Here is a 17,747-nt window from a genome sequence, read left to right on the forward strand (position 1 = left end):
TTCGACCGGGCACTCTCGCATGCAGCAAGAAGCCATCTCGGCCCACGACATTTTTCCGCACATCCGTGTCGTGATGGGCATGGTCATCGGCCTGGGCGTGACCCGGCTGCTGTCGGGCGTGGCGCGCATCGTGCAGCACCCCACGCAGTACCGGCTCTATGCCGTGCACCTGGCCTGGGTCGCCTCGGTGCTGCTGGCGCTGGTGCATTTCTGGTGGTGGGAGTTCGGCCTGTACCAGATCGACAGCTGGACCTTCGGCACCTACGCCTTCATCGTCAGCTACGCGATCCTGCTCTTCTTGCTGTGCGCGCTGCTCTTCCCGGACAGCATGCAGGACTACGCGAGCTACCGCGACTACTTCTACGCCCGCCGCGCGTGGTTCTTCGGCTTGCTGGCCGCCACCTACCTGCTCGACGTGGTCGACACGCTGATCAAGGGCGAGGCGCACTTCGCCCGCTTTGCGATGGAGTACCTCATCCGCACGCCCATCCTCGTGGGCCTGTGCATCGCGGCGGCCCGGTCGGCCAACCCGCGCTTTCACACGGCCTTCGTCGCGGGCACGCTGGCGTACCAGCTGTCGTGGATCTTCCGGCTCTTCGACACCTTGGATTGAGCCGCTGCGGCCAACAGGAACAGGACCTGCGTCCATGAGGGCAGGCTAGTATCCACGTCCTTCAACCGATACGGACCCTACCTACCGCCGTGAGCACCCTGCCCCCTTGCCCCCAATGCCATTCGGAATTCACCTACGAAGACGGCCTCAACCTTGTCTGCCCCGAATGCGCTCACGAATGGTCCGCCTCGGGCGCTGCCGCCGAAAGCGCGGCCGATGAGGGGCGGGTCATCAAGGATTCGGTCGGCAACGTGCTGAACGACGGCGACACCGTCACCGTCATCAAGGACCTCAAGGTCAAGGGCTCGTCGCTGGTCGTGAAGGTCGGCACCAAGGCGAAGAACATCCGCCTGATCGATGGCGATCACGACATCGATTGCAAGATCGACGGCATTGGCGCGATGAAGCTGAAGTCGGAATTCGTGCGCAAGGCGTGAGACCGGCCTGGCTCAGGCGGCGCAGCGTCTCGCTGTCCGTTCGTCATTCCAGTGCCGCGCGGACTTCCTAGCCGGCCAACTCCCGGCAGCGCGCGGCGTCCAGCGCATGGCCGCAGGCGTGGAACTCCCGCGCCGCCGCGGCGAAGCCTTCGCGCGCGGCAGCGACACGGCCGGTGGCCCGTTCGATGTGGGCCTGCGCCTCGTGCAGCGACGCGTACCAGGCCGGCAGCTTCATCACCACGTTGGCCAGGTATTCGGATTGCTGTTGGTGGCTGGCCGCCAGGTCCAGTTCGTGCGCTCTCGCGGCCGCGATGGTGGCCGGGATGGCGAAGGTGATGCGGCAGCCGGGGCAGCTTTCCAACGGGCCGCGCACGTTGGCCTCGGCCTCCTCCAGCACGCCCAGCGCGGCATCGGGCTGTGTGGCCATCGCGATGCGGGTGCCGTAGATGCGGTCCAGCAGGTGGAAGCCGACGTCGGACTGGCGCGCGACGTCGAGCGCTTCGTCGAGCAGGCCGCGCGCCCGGTCCATCTGCCCGCGGTAGATCGCCAGTTCGGAGCGGCGCTGCAGCGACAGCGCCTCGCCCGTCGCGCCGCCGATCGCGCGGTGCATGCGCCCACCCGCCACCAGGTCCTGCTCGGCGGCGTCGAGCTGGCCGCTGAGCAGCCAGGCCTCGCCGCGCAGCGTGACCGCGAACGCATGCCCGCGCGCCGCGCCCAGCCGCTGCGCTTCCGTGGCCAGCGCATCGGCGAATGCGATGACCTCGGCGTACGGCCGCGAGCCGTACAGGAAGCGCTGCGTGATGCACAGATGGCCGTCGAACACGCGCACCGCCAGCTGCGGCAGGTGGCTCGTCTCCTTGAGGTCGGCCCACACGCTGCCGTGCAGGTCGCCGCGCGCGTGCGCCGCCGCGGCCTGCGACCAGGAGGCGATCACGAGCGTGCCTTCGTCGCCCGTCTCCAAGGCGATCCGGCGCACTTCGGCCGACCGGCGCGTGCCTTCGGCGGGGTCCCCGAAGCCCAGGGCCGCCGCGCCGCTGTACGCCAGCGCTTCGGCGAGACGCCCCGCCACCGTCGTGGGATGCACGTCCTTCAGGTACTGCAGGGCACCGGGCGGGTCGCTCATCTTCACTTGGGCCAGGGCCCGCTTGGCGCGCAGTTCGTGGGACAGCGCGTCCGGCGCGACGGCGGCGGCCGCATCGTAGGCGGCCAACGTGCCGGGCCGGCCCAGCGCGTCCAGGGACTCGGCACGCAGCGCCAATGCTTCCGGCTGCGCCGCCCGGTGCACGAGCAGCGGCTCGACGTGGCGCAACACGTCCTCGTAGGCGCCGAGGCGAAAGGCCTGGCGCGCAGCCGCCAGCGCACACGGCATGGCCTGCTCGGCATCGCCCGCGGCGAGCCAGTGATGGCCCACCAGGCCCGGTGCCGCACCGCCTTGCGCGAGCCGCGCCGCCACGTCGCGATGCAGCAGCACACGCCGGTGCGGCGGGATGCCTTCGGCCAGCGCATCCCGCACGAGTGCGTGGCGGAAGCGGTAGCGGCCGTCGGCCACCACCAGCACGCCTGCGGCCAACGCCTGGTCGAGCCGCGCCAAGGCATCGTGGCCTTCATCGGCAGCCAGGGCCACGGCCGTGGCCACGTCGAAATCTTCGGCCGACAGCGCCAACCGGCGCACGGCCTCCGTCGTGCCGGGGTTCAGGTCGCACAGGCGTTCGGCCAGGGCCGACGACAGGCTGCGGGACATCACCGCCGTGGCGCCGTCCGACGTGGCCGCACCGCGCGCGAGTTCGACCACGGCAAACGGCAGGCCTTCGGCACGGCGCGCGATGGCGGTGGCGGCCTCGGCCGTCATCGGTGCGTCGGCCGAACGGGCCGCGAGCAATGCCGCTTCCTCCTCGGACAGTGGCCCCAGTTCAAGGGCCTCCAGCTGGCCGGCGCGCTGCAAGCGCGAAGTGTTCCGATCCAGCAGCGGCGGCAGCGCGTGCCGGCACGCGAGCAGCACGAACACCGGGGGGCCGCTTGCCGCCAGTTGCGTCAGCGCCTGGGCGCTCGCGTCGTCCGCCGCGTGCGCATCGTCGACGATGAGCAGCACCGGCTTTTGCGCGGCAGTGGCCAGCAGCAGCCGGCGCACGGCGCCCACCATCTGGTGGCGCCCGAGCGGCAGGGCCAGCGGTTTCACGTCGCCCGAGGCGGTCATCTGCGCCAGCACAGCCTGGGCGTGCGCACCGATGGCCTGTGCCGCATCGGGCAGTTCGCCGAGCAAGGGCTCCACCAGGTCGGCCGCGATGCCGTAGGGCCGCGTCCAGTCGCCGGCCTGCAACGAGCGCACCTGCCAGCCCAGGCCCCGCGCTTCTTCGGCGACACGGCGGCAGAACGCGGTCTTGCCCATCCCCGCCGGCGCGCGCACCACCGCGCCCCCCGGCCGGCCCGCGAGGCTGGCGCGCAGCCACCCCAGGACACGCACCAGCTCCATGGCACGGCCGACGAAACGCGGCGCGGCGCCTTCCAGGCCCGCCACGCATTCGCGGTACAGCGCTTCGGCCGACGGGCCGGGGCGCATGTCCAGGGTCTGCTGCAGATGGTCGCGCAGGTGGCCATACCAGCGCAGCGCCGAAGAGCGTCGCCCGGCCGCCAGTTCCTCGCGCATCAGCTGCACATGGGCCGCTTCGTCGGTGGGGTCTTCGCGCACCAGCCGTTCCAGGTCGCCGGTCTGGCGCAGCAGCCGCAGGAACTTGTCGCGCAACCGCTGGCGCGGCGCCTCGGTCCAGGCTTCGTAGCGGGCGTCCGGCAGAAGGTCGCCACCGTAGAGCTGCGCGGCCGCCTTGCAGGCCTGCGGATCGCCGCTGTGCAGGGCCTCGTCCGCTGCGCGCTCGAACTGCTCGGCGTCGCACGCCACCGCATCGTGGTCGGGCAGCAGGAAAACCCGGCCGCCTCGCAGCACCAGGGCGTCGGGCTGGCCGATGAACTGGCGCGCGTGGTGTGCGGCCTTGCGCAGGTTGGCGCTGCCGGCGTCGGGGTCCAGGTGCGGCCACAGGGCGTCCACCACCTGCTCGTTCGCCAGGCTGCGTCCGGGCTGCAGGGCCAGCAGCTGCAGCAGCTCGGCGGCGCGCCGGGTCAGCGGCACTGGTGGAATCTGCGGGTCATCGCCGGCCACGCTCAGGTGGAACGGGCCCAGCAGCCGGATCGACACGGCTTCGGACGGCGGAGTCGGTGGGGGCGACATCGCGATTCCTTTCCCCCGGCACGGGCCGGGAACGTTTCAGGAACGCCAAGCGTGGAGCATCAGTATGCCGTCTATCGAATCTGGCGGGTGCAACGAATAGACGCATCACCCTCGCGCCCGCGGACCCTCAAGGAGTACCTCATGCATATCGCAAAAGACGAAGTCGACGTGAAGATGGAAATTCCCGGTGCCCTGATCCGGCAGCGTCTGGATTTCGGCGACGCGACCGGCTACAGCAAGATCAGCGGCGAGTACTTCACGCTGTCGGCGGGCGTCGACACGACGCCGCTCTTCCAGGGCCTGAACAACCACAACTCCTGCCAATGCCCGCACTGGGGGTTCGTGCTCAAGGGCCAGATCACCACCACCGACGACGCCGGGGAACAGGAGACCGTGAAGACCAACGACCTGTTCTATTGGCCGCCCGGCCACAACGTCAAGGTCGACGCCGACGCGGAGATCGTGATGTTCAGCCCGCAACACGAGCACACGCACGTGATCGACCACATGATCGAGAAGGTGAAGTCATGAACCCGAACAAGGCCCTCTGGGAAAAAGGCGACTTCACCCGCATCGCCGAGAGCATGCGAGAGAGCGGTGAGGACGTCGTGCGGCACGCCCGCATCACGCCCGGCATGAAGGTGCTGGACCTCGGCTGTGGCGACGGCAACACCGCCATCCCGGCCGCCAAGCTCGGCGCGCAGGTGCTGGGCGTGGACATCGCCGCCAACCTGGTCGCCGCGGGCAACCGACGGGCGGCCCAGGCCGGGCTGTCGGCCAGCTGCAGGTTCGAGGAAGGGGACGCCTGCGAGCTGCGGCTGGAGAACAAGTCCTTCGACCTCGTCATCAGCATGTTCGGCGCCATGTTCGCGCCCAAGCCCTTCGACGTGGCACGGGAGATGGTGCGAGTCACGCGCCCGGGCGGCCGCATCCTCATGGGCAACTGGATCCCGAACGACCCGACGCTGGTGGCGCAGATCCTGAAGATCAGCTCGTCGTATGCGCCTCCACCGCCCGAGGGTTTCGTGAGCCCGATGGGCTGGGGCTCGACCCCGAACATCATCGAGCGCTTCGGCGCGGCGGGCGTTGCCTCGGAGGCCATCAGCTGGGAACGCGACAGCTACATCTTCGACTTCAAAGGCTCGGCGGCGGAATTCGTCGACACCTTCCGACAGTTCTATGGCCCGACCATGAACGCATTCGACGCGGCAGCCCAGGCGGGGCGCACCGACGAACTGCGCACGGAGCTGGTGACGCTGTTCCAGAGCCAGAACCAGAGCCAGTACCCCAACACCTGCCTGATCGCCGCGACGTTCCTGCGGGTGACAGTGGAGGTGGGCTGATCCGCGGCGTTCCGTCGGCTTCTGCGGCCGATCCGGACCGCCGGACAGGTCGAGGGAGACAAAGAAAAAGCCCGGCAACGCAGGACGTTGTCGGGCTTTTTTGATTGGTGCCGCTTGTCGGAATCGAACTGACGACCTTCCGCTTACAAGGCGGGTGCTCTACCAATTGAGCTAAAGCGGCTGAAAGAAAGCAGTGCTGGCGACGATTCTAAGCGGCCGGCTTTGGGGCCGACCGCGCCGTCACTTGACGCGCTTGAGCGACGGCCGGGTGCCGCCACCGGCCGGTGGGCGCGGCGGCTCGTCGGTCGGGTCGGAAGGCGCCGAGCCGGCGTCGACCGTCTCGTCGCCCTCTTCGCCCGTCACCAGGTGGAACACCTTGCTGGCGTCGCCTTCGGTGCCGCGCGAGGCATCGCGCAGCGGCATGCGCGGCGCGCCGGACGGCGAAGCCGCAGCCGAGGCGGCGTCATCGCCATCGTCGGACGTGGTGGCGGCCGGCACGGGTGCCGGGAACGCCATGCCTTGGCCGTTCTCACGGGCGTAGATCGCGATCACGCGACCGACCGGCACGCTGATCTCGCGCGCCGTGCCTGCGAAGCGGGCCTTGAACTCGATGAAGTCGTTGCCCAGCTTCAGCGAGCTGGTCGCGTCGAAGCTGATGTTCAGCACGATCTCGCCGTTCTTCACGTACTCGCGCGGCACCTGGACGGTGTCGTCGACCAGCACGGCGACATAGGGCGTGAACCCGTTGTCGGTGCACCACTCGTACAGCGCCCGGATGAGGTACGGGCGGGTGGAAGAGGACTCGAGCGCGTTGATCATGAAAGGCGGCGAAAAACGAAGGAAGCAAGCACGCAGCTTACTTACTTTCGCATGACCTTTTCGGAAGGCGTCAGTGCTTCGATGTAGGCCGGGCGCGAGAAGATGCGCTCGGCGTACTTCAGCAGCGGTGCCGCGTTCTTGCTGAGGTCGATGCCGTAGTAGTCGAGACGCCAGAGCAGCGGCGCGATGGCCACGTCGAGCATCGAGAAGTTGTCGCCCAGCATGTACTTGTTCTTGAGGAACACGGGCGCGAGCTGCGTGAGGCGGTCGCGGATGTGCGAGCGGGCCTTCTCGAGCGCCTTCTCGTTGCCCTTGGCGGTGCGGTTCTCGAGCGTGGCGACGTGCACGAACAGTTCCTTCTCGAAGTTGAGCAGGAACAGGCGCACGCGGGCGCGGTCGACCGGGTCGCCGGGCATCAGTTGGGGATGCGGGAAGCGCTCGTCGATGTACTCGTTGATGATGTTCGACTCGTACAGGATCAGGTCGCGCTCGACCAGGATCGGCACCTGGCCGTACGGATTCATCACGCTGATGTCTTCGGGCTTGTTGTAGAGATCGACGTCGCGGATCTCGAAGTCCATGCCCTTTTCGAACAACACGAAGCGGCAGCGGTGGGAGAAGGGGCAGGTCGTTCCTGAATACAAGACCATCATGGCAAGAGACTCCTAAAAATCAAAAAGAGTGGGTCGCCTGGGCAACCCACTCTGTGGGACCGGACGCACGAGGCGCCCGGTCGGCGTGAACGGAATTACTTGACGTCTTTCCAGTACGAGGCGTTCAGTCGCCATACGAAAACCACCGACATGGCCAGGAACAGCAGCACCCAGACGCCGATGCGCACACGGGTGTTCTGTGCCGGCTCGGCCATCCACTGCAGGTAGCCGACGAGGTCGCCCACTGCGCTGTCGAACTGCACCGGGGTCAGCGTGCCGGGGGTCACTTGCTCCCACTTGCCCGTGAACACATCGGTGGCATGACCGTGCTGCTCGACCTTGGCGTGCACCGGCAGGCGCTCGCCCTGCAGTTCCCACAGCGGGTTCGGCATGGCGACGCTCGGGAACAGCAGGTTGTTCCAGCCGGTGGCCTTGGTGTCGTCGCGGTAGAAGCTGCGCAGGAAGGTGTACAGGTAGTCGGGGCCCGTGCCGCCGTGGCCGGCGCGCGAACGTGCGACCAGCGTCAGGTCGGGCGGCGTGGTGCCGAACCATTCCTTGGCCTGGCGCGCGTCGATGTTGGCCTTCATGGTTTCGCCGACCTTGTCGGTCGTGAACAGAAGGTTGTCCTTGATCTGCTGCTCGCTGATGCCGATGTCCTGCAGGCGGTTGTAGCGCATGAAGGCGGCCGAGTGGCAGTTGAGGCAGTAGTTGACGAACAGCTTGGCGCCGTTCTGCAGGGCCGCCACGTCGGTGGTCTTGTTGGGCGACTTGTCCCACGCCAGACCGCCCGACTCGGCGGATGCGGCCGCGGAGAAGGTCAGGCCCAGTGCCAAACCCATGACAGCGAGCCAGCCGGAAATTCTTTTCTTCATCGTGTTTCTCTCAAGCTCTCTTGCACTTGCGCGCGCATCAATGGGCGGCGAAGACCACGCGCTCGGGCACGGTCTTGAATTCGCCCTTGCGGCTCCACCACGGCATCAGCAGGAAGAAGCCGAAGTAGAAGAGCGTGCCGATCTGCGAGATGGTCTGGGCGATGTCCAGGGCGAACGAGCCGATGACCAGGTTGCCCCAGACGCCGGGCGCCTGGATGCCGAGGTAACCCAGGATCAGGAACAGGAACACGAACACGCCGTAGACATATTTGTGCCAGCTCGGACGGTAGCGGATCGACTTGACTTCGCTGTGGTCGAGCCACGGCAGGAAGAACAGGATGATGACCGAGCCGCCCATGATGACCACGCCCCAGAACTTGGCGTCGAAGGTCTTGAGCAGGAAGATCACGACGGCGGCCACGACCACCGCGGCAACCTTGAGGCCCATGCCCGACTTGCCCTTGATGAAGTTCCAGACGGCGGCGGCCGCGATGATCAGCGCGAACACGTTGACCATGTCGTCGGTGGTGGCGCGCAGCATCGAATAGAACGGCGTGAAGTACCAGACCGGAGCGATGTGGTTCGGCGTCTTCAGCGAGTCGGCCGGGATGAAGTTGTTGTACTCCAGGAAGTACCCACCGGCTTCAGGCGCGAAGAAGATCACTGCCGAGAAGATCGTGAGGAACACCACCACGCCGAAGATGTCGTGCACCGTGTAGTACGGGTGCGACGGGATGCCGTCGAGCGGATGGCCGTCGGGACCGCGCTTGGCCTTGATCTCGATGCCGTCGGGGTTGTTCGAACCCACTTCGTGCAGCGCGATCAGGTGGGCCACCACGAGGCCGAGCAGCACCAGCGGCACGGCGATGACGTGGAAGCTGAAGAAGCGGTTCAGCGTGGCGTCGCTCACGACGTAGTCGCCGCGGATCAGCAGGGCCAGGTCAGGACCGATGAACGGGATGGCAGCGAACAGGTTCACGATGACCTGGGCGCCCCAGTAGGACATCTGGCCCCACGGCAGCAGGTAGCCCATGAAGGCTTCGGCCATCAGGCACAGGAAGATCGCGCAGCCGAAGACCCAGATCAGCTCGCGCGGCTTGCGGTAGCTGCCGTACATGAGGCCGCGGAACATGTGCAGGTACACCACGATGAAGAACGCCGAGGCGCCCGTCGAGTGGATGTAGCGGATCAGCCAGCCCCAGGGCACGTCGCGCATGATGTACTCGACCGATGCGAACGCCTGGTTCGCGTCGGGCTTGTAGTGCATGACGAGGAAGATGCCGGTCACGATCTGGATCACGAGGACCAGCATCGCGAGCGAGCCGAAGATGTACCAGAAGTTGAAATTCTTCGGTGCGTAGTACTTGCCCCACTGGTCGTTCCAGAGCTTGGTCAGCGGGAAGCGGTTGTCGACCCAGTTGAGCAGCTTCTCGCCGGCGGGAGCGTTGGGGGAAACTTCGTGAAATTCAGCCATGTTCGTGGTCTCCCTCAGGCCTTCTTGCTGTCGTCGCCGATGAGCAGGCGCGTGTCGGACAGGTACATGTGCGGAGGCACAGGGAGGTTGTCAGGAGCGGGCTTGTTCTTGAAGACGCGGCCGGCGAGGTCGAACGTGGAACCGTGGCAAGGGCAGAGGAAGCCGCCTTCCCAGTCGTTCGGCAGCGAGGGTTGCGGGCCGGCCTGCAGGCGGTCGACCGGCGAGCAGCCGAGGTGGGTGCAGATGCCGACCACAACCAGCACATCGGGCTTGATCGAACGATGGCCGTTCTGTGCGTACTTGGGCGTGAATTCGTCGGGGTGACGCTTGGAAAGCGGATCGGCGAGCTGGCCATCGAGCTTGGCGAGTTCGGCGACCTGGTCAGGGCTGCGCTTGAGGATCCAGACCGGCTTGCCGCGCCATTCGACGGTGATCTTTTCGCCGACCTTGAGGGCCGAGATGTCCACTTCGACCGCGGCGCCCGCGGCCTTGGCCTTTTCGGACGGCTGGAATGTGCTCACAAAAGGGATTGCGGTGGCCACGCCGCCCGCTACGCCGGCACAGCTGGATGCGATCAACCACGTCCGCTTGCTTGTGTCGATCCGGGGCGAGCCGGAGGTCATGTCACTCATGGGGATCCTCTAAGTCTTCTTCGCTGGAGCAGGGGCTGACCTTTGCCACAGCAAGGTCAACCCGAGATTGTAGCGGGGCGCAAAAGGGTTTTTCAATGATTGCCGCGCGTGCGCACGGCGCCGCAGCACGTGCGCGACAGCACGCGACGGCCCTCGGCGCTCAGCTCAGCAGCCCGTACTGGGTCGCCTGCCGAACGGCTTGGGTGCGCGACTTGACGGCCAGCTTGCGGTAGATCCGCTTGGCGTGGAACTCGACCGTGTTGATCGAGAGGCAGACCGCTTCAGCAATCTGCCGATTGCTCCAGCCTTGCGCGATCAGGCGCAGCACATTGAGCTCCCGAGGTGACAGCAGCCCGGGAGCAGGCATCGGGGGCGAGACCGTGTCGCCGTCGCGCAGCGCGGACTCGACACCCTCCGGTTTCGCGGACGCCGCAATCAGGCCGAGGACGCGACGCGCGACGCGTGCGTCCATCGGCGAACCGCCGCGCTCGATCGAGCGCAGCAAGAAAGAGAGTTCGGCATCGTCGGTGCTCGTCAGCAGGTAGCCGGAGGCTCCTGACGAGATCGCAGCCTCGACCAGCAGGCGGTCGTCGTCCTTCGACATGGCGATGGCGTCGATCTGCGGGTAGGCACGCCGCAGGTGCGACAGGAGCGCGACGCCGCCGTCATCAGCCAAGTGCATGTCGACCAGCACCAGGTCATAGGGCAGCGCGGCCAGCAGACGGATCGCTTCCGCGTGCGTGGAGGCGATCACGACGCGGCGACCCGGGGCCAGATCACAAAGAAGGCGTCGCATGCGGTCGGCCAGGGCCAAGTCGCCCTCGACGATCAGCGCACCGAAGAAGGCGCAACCCAAGGCGGCGTACCGGCCAGCGAGTGCCGGCGCCGACTGTGCGCTGCTGGCGGACAGGTGATTCATCATGAGCAGACGCCTCCGATCACGCCATCGGCCGCGCGCCCGCACACTCGCACACCCTTCGCCACCCCACCTTCAGATAATCGAACCACGCATATCCCCTTGTTGTGCCCCGCGGCCTACCTTGAATGTCAACTTTCGTTTCGGGGTACTGCAGGAACAATGCCTGGGAGTCGGCCATGCGGCCCATTGCAACGATGGCTCGATGAGTGCGTTGATTTCATTGAAGAAATGCGACGGTAACGCCCGGGACCCCGCCGATGGAGCTGCGCGCCAGTCGCCGTCGTTACGGTCATCCTGGGCGGAACGTTACGTAGCATTGAGATACACATGTGCCCGTCACACTCACCCGCAAGAATCGGGGCAATACGCAGTTACAAGGATGCCGTGGCAAACGCCTCATCCTCCAGACCAAATTAGTTGCGGCACACTTCTGATGCTGCTAACCTCAAGTCAAGAGCATAAAAACCCTTTGAGAGGATCACTGTGAAGACGAACAAACTGGTTGCTACCGTCGCCCTTGCCACCCTGGCAATCTCGTCGGCTTTTGCCCAAACGCAGGTTACCCCTGCGCCCGCAAGCAACAATCGCGCATTTACGCCGGGCCCTGCTGGCGCTCCGAGCGCAACCGCTGCTGGCCTTGGCGGCCTGACCCCCGTTCAATGGGGCGCTGTTGCAGGCACCGGCGCACTGATGCTGACCCTCGGCAGCAGCAACAACGGCAACGGCGGCGGCGGCTTCTTCGTCCCCGGCACCGGCACCACCGGCACGGGCACCACCGGCACGCGTTAATGCTGGTTGCCCTCCTGAAAGGAGGGCATTCGCTGAAAAGTCCGCGCGTTGCTTCCGCCACGCGACTCTTAGAACGTTGCCTTTTGGCAACGTTTTTCTTGGGCGTTGGCGGTTGCTCCTCCGGAACTTCAGCCATGCTGGATTCAGCTCGACTGCTGTATCGCGGCGAGTCTGCAGCAACCCAGCCCAATTTCAATCCCAGCTATCGGTACCTGCGGGCCACCGTCGATGGGCGCGTCCTGTACATGGTGCTCGGCTATATCGATCAGCGCGCCGAAGGGCCCGTCGAGGTTTGGTACAGCGGCACGGGTGAAGTCGTCCGACTTCTGAATGGTCAACTGGTCGGCACGACCGGGCTGTCCATCGACTGGCGCGACGTTCGACTTGCCAACCCACCCGCCTGGCGAGCTCACACTGCCAACACCACGCAGACCTACGCGCGCGAACGCGACCTGATGCCCGGCTATCGCTTCGGCATTCGCGACGATATCGCGCGCACATCGATCGCGCCGCCCACCGACAGCGCGCTCGCCGGCGCGCCCGCAAGCTCCTTGCGTTGGTATGAAGAGCGCAGCGTCTCCCGCCCTGCGGCAGCCTCCGTTCCTCCCGCCCGCTTCGGCGTTTCATTTGCTTCTGGCGCCCCTCAGGTCGTGTATTCGGAGCAATGTATTTCCCGCGACCTCTGCATGAGCTTCGAACAGTGGACACCCCCCGCACCAGCAGCCGGCACCGCGGCGCGCGCTGGTACATGAGCCCCCTCTTCCTGCGAGCCATCAGCCCCCCGCATTGGCCCCGTCGAACGGCCCTTGCCTGCGCGTTGATGGCAAGTCTTGGCGCCGCGGCGGAGCCGTCGCAGAACGCAGCGACCGTTGAACCCGCAAGCGATGCCGAAGTGCGACCCGGCGAACGACTGAGCACCTGGCTGCTGCGCCAACCCGAGGGCTCGGCCGCACCCGGGCTGGCATGGCGCGTGCCGCAGGAGCGACTGGCCCAGCAGTTCCTGAAGAACACCCTGCTCGTGCGCCTCGAGGCGGCCAGCAGGCGTGCACCGCGCTCCGAGCAACTCGATCGACTGAAGCTCATCACGTGGCTGCAAAACCTGCCGGTCACCGGCCGCGTGGCACTGGGCATCGTGGACCCCCGCTGGCTGCAGGCGCACCCGGATCAAGACCCCGTGCTGTCGGCCGGCCAGCAGCTCGTTGCGCCCTCCCCGCAATTGAAAACCATCGCGGTTGTCCGCCCCAATGGCGAGTTGTGCCACGTGGCGCACGAGGCCGGCCGGACCGCCTGGGACTACGTCATCGCCTGCGCACCTGACAGCACCCACGATTGGGCATGGGTTGCACAACCCGACGGCCGAACATCGCGCGTGGGCATCGCCCCCTGGAACGGCCACCCCTCCGATGAGCCGGCACCAGGTGCATGGATCTGGGCAGCGCCGCGCGGCATGACCGAACTGGTCGACGCGTCGGAAGGCATTATCAAGTTCCTGGCGACCCAGGACCCTTCGCCTCAGACAGCGGCGCTGGGCACCACCACCGCCGCACTTGCAACAGCCAAGCCGGCCGCAGCAATCACTACGTCCATCCCGCCGTCAGCTCCGCCGGAAAGCGTCATCTCAGTGCGCCCCGACGCATCGGCCCCGCAATACAAGGCGCCTCGCACAAGCAGCAACGACTGGGGCGAAACCGGCCTGCTCCAGACGCCGACGGCACGCATGGGCGAGGCCGGTGATTTCCGTACGTCGATCAGCCACGTGTCGCCCTATACGCGACTGAACGTGATGTTCCAGCCACTGGACTGGATGGAGGCGGGCTTTCGCTACACCTCCATCAGCAACCGCGCGTATGCCGCCAGCACCACTGGCCAGAGCAACAAGGACAAGAGCATCGACGTGAAGCTGCGGCTGCTGCGCGAATCCGCGTATGTGCCTCAGGTTGCGCTGGGCTTTCGCGACCTTGGCGGTACCGGCCTCTTTTCGGCCGAATACCTGGTCGCCAACAAGCGCTACGGCGATCTCGACTTCAGCCTCGGCATCGGCTGGGGGTACCTGGGCAACAGCGGAAACATCCGAAACCCCTTGCTGGCCCTGAGCAATCGTTTCAGAACGCGCACGGTGAGCTCAGCAACGGGCGGCGAAGCAAATTTCAAGGCCTTCTTTCGAGGGCCAGCTTCCTTGTTCGGCGGCGTCGAATGGCGCACGCCCTGGGATCCCCTGACCGTCAAGCTCGAGTACGAAGGCAACAACTACAAGAACGAGCCTCAGCAGAACAACCAGGTTCAGCGCTCACCTTTCAACATCGGACTGGAATATCGCTACTCACCCGGCGTCGCCTTCACCGCCGGCCTGGAGCGCGGCAACAAAGTGATGGTGGGCCTGACCCTGTCCACCAACATGGCGAGCATGCGAGCCAGCAAGCCCGCAGATCCGCCGCCGCCCCGCTTCACGCCGGAGGCTCCAGCCAATCCACCCGGATGGGCCTCCACCGCTGCGGAGATCCAGGCACGCACCGAATGGACCGTGCAGCGCATCGCGCCGCAAGGCGACAGCGCGCACGTCTGGATCACCGAGAGCCACACGGTGTACCGCGAGGCCCGCGTGCAGCAGGTCATTGCCGTCATGCATCGCGATGCGCCGGCGTCGATCAAGCACTTCATCCTTCACTACAACGAGCGCGGACTGGCACTGCACACTCAAGTAGTCGATCGCAGCGAGTGGGTGACGGCGCACTACCAGGCACAGACGCCCGCAGAACTGCGCGCCACGGACCAGCGCGACTACGCCCCGCCGCGCGGCCGGACCGAAGACGGGCTCTACGTACCGGCATCGCCGCAGCGCACACCCACTGATACAACCGCCACCGCATCGTCCGGCGAGACGCCGGCCATGGCGCCATGGGAGCGGCGCACGGAAAGACTCACCTTCGGCCTGACTCCGAGCTTCTCGCAGATCCTCGGTGGCCCTGATGCCTTCCTGCTCTATCAGCTCGGCGTCTCTGCCACTGCGGAGTACCGCTTCACGCCGAGCACCTGGGTGAACGCCGCGCTGAACTGGCGCCTGCTCGACAACTTCGACAAGTTCACCTACACGGCGCCTAGCAACCTTCCCCGCGTGCGGACCTACCAACGCGAATACGCGACGACCAAGCGGTTGACGATGCCGGTGTTTCAGCTGACCCACGTGGGCCGCCTGAACGAAGACCAGTACTACAGCGTCTACGGCGGCGCCCTCGAGTCGATGTTCGCCGGCGTGGGCGCCGAATGGCTCTACCGCCCGTGGCGCAGCAAGTTCGCCTTCGGCATCGACATCAACCATGTGCGCCAGCGCGACTTCGCGCAGGACCTCGGCCTGCGCGACTACAAGGTCAACACCGGCCACGCCACGCTCTACTGGGACACGGGCTGGAACGGGGTGCAGGCTAGGATCAGCGCGGGCCAGTACCTTGCAGGCGATCGCGGCGTCACCCTCGACATCAGCCGCCGCTTCGACAACGGCGTGACGATCGGCGCCTGGGCCACCAAGACCAACGTGTCCGCCGCACAGTTCGGCGAAGGCAGCTTCGACAAGGGCATCTACGTTTCCATCCCCTTCGACGCGTTGCTGCCGCGCTCGAGCAAGTTCACTGCGAACTTTGCCTGGGCTCCGCTGATACGGGATGGCGGCGCCAAGCTGGGACGGATCAACCCGCTGTTCGAGATGACGTCGATACGGGATCCGAAGGCTTTCAGCTTCTCGCCGCCCGACGACAAAGCACCCAAGGCGGGGGACAACATCCTCGACTTCAAGCGGGCGCAATAGGCGCCGCCGGCTGAAAACAAAAAAGCCCCGATCCGGGGCTCTTGGTCTCAATATCACCCCCGGCGAGTCGGGGCGGAAAAAATGAAGCAGCTCTATCGAATCAGATCGCCACGGGAATCTGGTTCGGCGCGGATGGCTGGTTGGCCTCGCCCATCTGCGCAGCGCCGACTGCCGCTACGAGCGGCTGAGCGCAGTCACGCACACGGTGACGCTCCATATGCACCCAATCCACCACCTCCGCGTGAGGCCGATAGCCGGGCAGCATCTGCGTCAGCGTCTGCTTCAGCATCGGCACATCGCTGCTTTCGAGTGCCGCATTCAGCGTCTCGAACTGACGCCAGAGTTCATTCCATGGCAGGCAGGGATCGTGCGCCTTCATGACACGCGGATGCGCCGTAGGCATCGCGCTGTCACCAATCAGGAGCTCTTCATAGAGCTTCTCGCCGGGTCGCAGCCCAGTCACCTGTAGCTCGATATCGCCATCCGGCGAATGCTCGTCACGGACCGTGCGCCCCGAAAGCTCCACCAGCCGGCGGGCGAGGTCGATGATCCTCACCGGTTCGCCCATATCAAGCACGAAGACATCGCCGCCCTGCGCCATCGCACCCGCCTGAATCACCAACTGGGCGGCCTCGGGAATGGTCATGAAATAGCGCGTGATGTCTGCATGCGTCAACGTGATCGGGCCGCCCGCCTCGATCTGCTTTCGAAACAGCGGCACCACCGAGCCACTGGAGCCGAGTACATTGCCGAAGCGGACCATCGAGAAGCAGGTGTACGAACTCTGCTGTGCCAGCCCCTGCAACGCCATTTCAGCGACGCGCTTGCTGGCCCCCATGATGTTCGTCGGCCGCACGGCCTTGTCGGTGCTGATCAGGACAAAGTTAGGAACCTTGCACTCCATGGCAATCCGCGCCGTCGTGAGCGTGCCCATCGCGTTGTTTCGCACACCCTCTGCCGGGTTGTGCTCGACGAGCGGCACATGCTTGTACGCCGCCGCGTGATAGACCGTATCGGGGCGCCAGGCGCGCATCACTTCACGCAGCCGCGCCGCATCGCACACCGAAGCGAGCAGTGGGACGACACGTACGTTCGGCGCCAACTGCTCCAGCTCCTGGTGGATGCCATAGAGCGCGTATTCGCTCAGCTCTACGAGCAGCAGCGTGGAGGGCGACAACTGAACGATCTGCCGGCACAGTTCGCCGCCGATGGAGCCACCAGCACCGGTGACAAGCACCACTTGGCCGCGGATGTGCTTGTGCAGCAGATCCGCCACCGGCTCGACCGGATCCCGCCCCAACAGGTCTTCGATGTCGACTTCAACTAAGTCATTGACTTGGACCTTGCCGTTGGCCAGATCCAACAGACCCGGAAGCATGCGTACATGCAGATGCAAAGGCAACAGTTGGTTCAAAATTTCGACACGACGGCCGTGACTTGCCGAAGGCATTGCAAGCAGGACATCCGTGATGCCCCAACTGGCCGCGTTGTCCTTGAGCCAATTTGAGGACTGGATGCGAAGGCCGTTGATCGTATTGCCCTGAAGATGCGGAGAATCGTCGATGAAGGCGCGGATTACCATGTCTCGGCTTTGCATCAACGCTGCGGCCAACTGCAAACCGGCGCTACCTGCACCGTAGATCACGACCTGAGGCAGTTGCTTGCGCTGCAGTGCACTCATATAGAGGCCGCCCAACCAATAGCGCGCAAACATGCGCGAGCCAGCAATGGCCAAGAACAACAGCAACGGCACCAGCAAACCCACGGTGCGCGGGACGCCCTGCACGGCAACCACCGAAAAGATCAATGCATAGCAGAGGCCAAAGAGCACGCTCGCGCGCACGATCGCCATCAGCGCGGCCGCTCCGGCATATCGGAAGATGGCCCGGTAGAGCCCGAACACCACGAAAAGCGGAAGCGCCAATGCGACAGCCACCGCAACGGCCGACCACTGAACGCCACGCAGTGTCATCCATTGCTCGAAACGGAAACTGAACGCCAACCAGACGCACAGGACGCAGAGCGCTGCGTCGACCCCCAGAGCCAGCATGCGCTTCATGGGGCGCGGCAAAGCGAGCAAGGGCGCAGCCAGACGATTGATCACACTGAAAACTCCTGCGGCGGTTGGAGTGCGCCGCGCTGCAACAATTGTCCGTGAAGGGTACCCACCCCTCCCC

The 17,747-nt window shown here is 65.8% G+C and carries 15 protein-coding genes and 1 tRNA gene; 7 read left to right on the forward strand and 9 right to left on the reverse strand.

Annotated features, from left to right (window positions below; translation table 11 throughout):
- Nucleotides 1–19: 19 nt before the first annotated feature.
- Together AC3WQR_RS25840 and AC3WQR_RS25845 are read left to right on the forward strand one after the other, a co-directional pair.
- Nucleotides 20–613 carry a hypothetical protein gene (locus AC3WQR_RS25840; RefSeq protein ID WP_062473695.1) on the forward strand — a complete coding sequence of 198 codons (594 nt, stop codon included), beginning with the start codon at nucleotides 20–22 and terminating at the stop codon, nucleotides 611–613.
- An 89-nt stretch (nucleotides 614–702) separates the two neighbouring features.
- Entirely contained in the window at nucleotides 703–1,050 is a 348-nt protein-coding gene (locus tag AC3WQR_RS25845) for a zinc ribbon domain-containing protein YjdM (protein WP_095743821.1), read from the forward strand.
- 67 nt (nucleotides 1,051–1,117) lie between these two features.
- On the opposite strand, the gene AC3WQR_RS25850 is transcribed toward AC3WQR_RS25845, so the two are convergent.
- On the reverse strand, nucleotides 1,118–4,270 hold the full coding sequence (locus AC3WQR_RS25850) for an ATP-binding protein (protein WP_492744595.1): 3,153 nt from the start codon (nucleotides 4,268–4,270) through the stop codon (nucleotides 1,118–1,120).
- Between the two features lie 141 nt (nucleotides 4,271–4,411).
- Between AC3WQR_RS25850 and AC3WQR_RS25855 the strand changes: the two genes are divergently transcribed.
- Together AC3WQR_RS25855 and AC3WQR_RS25860 are read left to right on the forward strand one after the other, a co-directional pair.
- Nucleotides 4,412–4,801: a cupin domain-containing protein gene (locus AC3WQR_RS25855; protein ID WP_492744596.1), complete on the forward strand. Its 390-nt coding sequence runs from the start codon at nucleotides 4,412–4,414 to the stop codon at nucleotides 4,799–4,801.
- Nucleotides 4,798–5,613: a class I SAM-dependent methyltransferase gene (locus tag AC3WQR_RS25860; RefSeq protein ID WP_492686140.1), complete on the forward strand. Its 816-nt coding sequence runs from the start codon at nucleotides 4,798–4,800 to the stop codon at nucleotides 5,611–5,613. Before AC3WQR_RS25855 ends, AC3WQR_RS25860 begins: the two co-directional genes overlap by 4 nt.
- Nucleotides 5,614–5,718: 105 nt before the next feature.
- Here the strand turns inward: AC3WQR_RS25860 and AC3WQR_RS25865 are convergent.
- From AC3WQR_RS25865 to AC3WQR_RS25895, 7 genes are all read right to left on the reverse strand, one after another.
- Nucleotides 5,719–5,794, reverse strand: a tRNA-Thr gene (locus tag AC3WQR_RS25865).
- Between the two features lie 59 nt (nucleotides 5,795–5,853).
- Nucleotides 5,854–6,432, reverse strand: a complete 579-nt coding sequence (locus AC3WQR_RS25870; RefSeq protein WP_492744598.1) for a ClpXP protease specificity-enhancing factor — start codon at nucleotides 6,430–6,432, stop codon at nucleotides 5,854–5,856.
- A 41-nt stretch (nucleotides 6,433–6,473) separates the two neighbouring features.
- On the reverse strand, nucleotides 6,474–7,085 hold the full coding sequence (locus AC3WQR_RS25875; protein ID WP_062473683.1) for a glutathione S-transferase N-terminal domain-containing protein: 612 nt from the start codon (nucleotides 7,083–7,085) through the stop codon (nucleotides 6,474–6,476).
- A 95-nt stretch (nucleotides 7,086–7,180) separates the two neighbouring features.
- Nucleotides 7,181–7,957: a cytochrome c1 gene (locus tag AC3WQR_RS25880; RefSeq protein WP_062473681.1), complete on the reverse strand. Its 777-nt coding sequence runs from the start codon at nucleotides 7,955–7,957 to the stop codon at nucleotides 7,181–7,183.
- Nucleotides 7,958–7,994: 37 nt separating this feature from the next.
- Nucleotides 7,995–9,431: a cytochrome b gene (locus AC3WQR_RS25885; RefSeq protein WP_070059900.1), complete on the reverse strand. Its 1,437-nt coding sequence runs from the start codon at nucleotides 9,429–9,431 to the stop codon at nucleotides 7,995–7,997.
- Nucleotides 9,432–9,445: 14 nt separating this feature from the next.
- The gene (gene petA / locus AC3WQR_RS25890) at nucleotides 9,446–10,063 is read right to left on the reverse strand and encodes a ubiquinol-cytochrome c reductase iron-sulfur subunit (protein ID WP_062473677.1); all 618 of its coding nucleotides are present in this window, start codon (nucleotides 10,061–10,063) and stop codon (nucleotides 9,446–9,448) included.
- A gap of 160 nt (nucleotides 10,064–10,223) precedes the next feature.
- On the reverse strand, nucleotides 10,224–10,985 hold the full coding sequence (locus tag AC3WQR_RS25895) for a LuxR C-terminal-related transcriptional regulator (RefSeq protein ID WP_492744600.1): 762 nt from the start codon (nucleotides 10,983–10,985) through the stop codon (nucleotides 10,224–10,226).
- Between the two features lie 480 nt (nucleotides 10,986–11,465).
- Here AC3WQR_RS25895 and AC3WQR_RS25900 point away from each other — a divergent pair, with 480 nt between their 5' ends.
- The 3 genes from AC3WQR_RS25900 to AC3WQR_RS25910 all read left to right on the forward strand — a co-directional run bounded on the left by AC3WQR_RS25900 (nucleotide 11,466) and on the right by AC3WQR_RS25910 (nucleotide 15,570).
- Nucleotides 11,466–11,771, forward strand: coding sequence for a hypothetical protein (locus AC3WQR_RS25900; protein WP_082818080.1), 306 nt, complete (start codon nucleotides 11,466–11,468; stop codon nucleotides 11,769–11,771).
- Between the two features lie 134 nt (nucleotides 11,772–11,905).
- The gene (locus tag AC3WQR_RS25905) at nucleotides 11,906–12,523 is read left to right on the forward strand and encodes a YjbF family lipoprotein (RefSeq protein WP_492744602.1); all 618 of its coding nucleotides are present in this window, start codon (nucleotides 11,906–11,908) and stop codon (nucleotides 12,521–12,523) included.
- Nucleotides 12,520–15,570 carry a YjbH domain-containing protein gene (locus AC3WQR_RS25910; RefSeq protein ID WP_492744606.1) on the forward strand — a complete coding sequence of 1,017 codons (3,051 nt, stop codon included), beginning with the start codon at nucleotides 12,520–12,522 and terminating at the stop codon, nucleotides 15,568–15,570. Before AC3WQR_RS25905 ends, AC3WQR_RS25910 begins: the two co-directional genes overlap by 4 nt.
- Before the next feature lie 100 nt (nucleotides 15,571–15,670).
- On the opposite strand, the gene AC3WQR_RS25915 is transcribed toward AC3WQR_RS25910, so the two are convergent.
- Complete coding sequence (locus AC3WQR_RS25915) at nucleotides 15,671–17,629, reverse strand: polysaccharide biosynthesis protein (RefSeq protein ID WP_492744604.1); 1,959 nt, start codon at nucleotides 17,627–17,629, stop codon at nucleotides 15,671–15,673.
- Nucleotides 17,630–17,747 lie beyond the last annotated feature (118 nt).

The sequence above is a fragment of the Variovorax sp. FW305-3-2-15-B-LB1 genome (assembly GCF_058787635.1).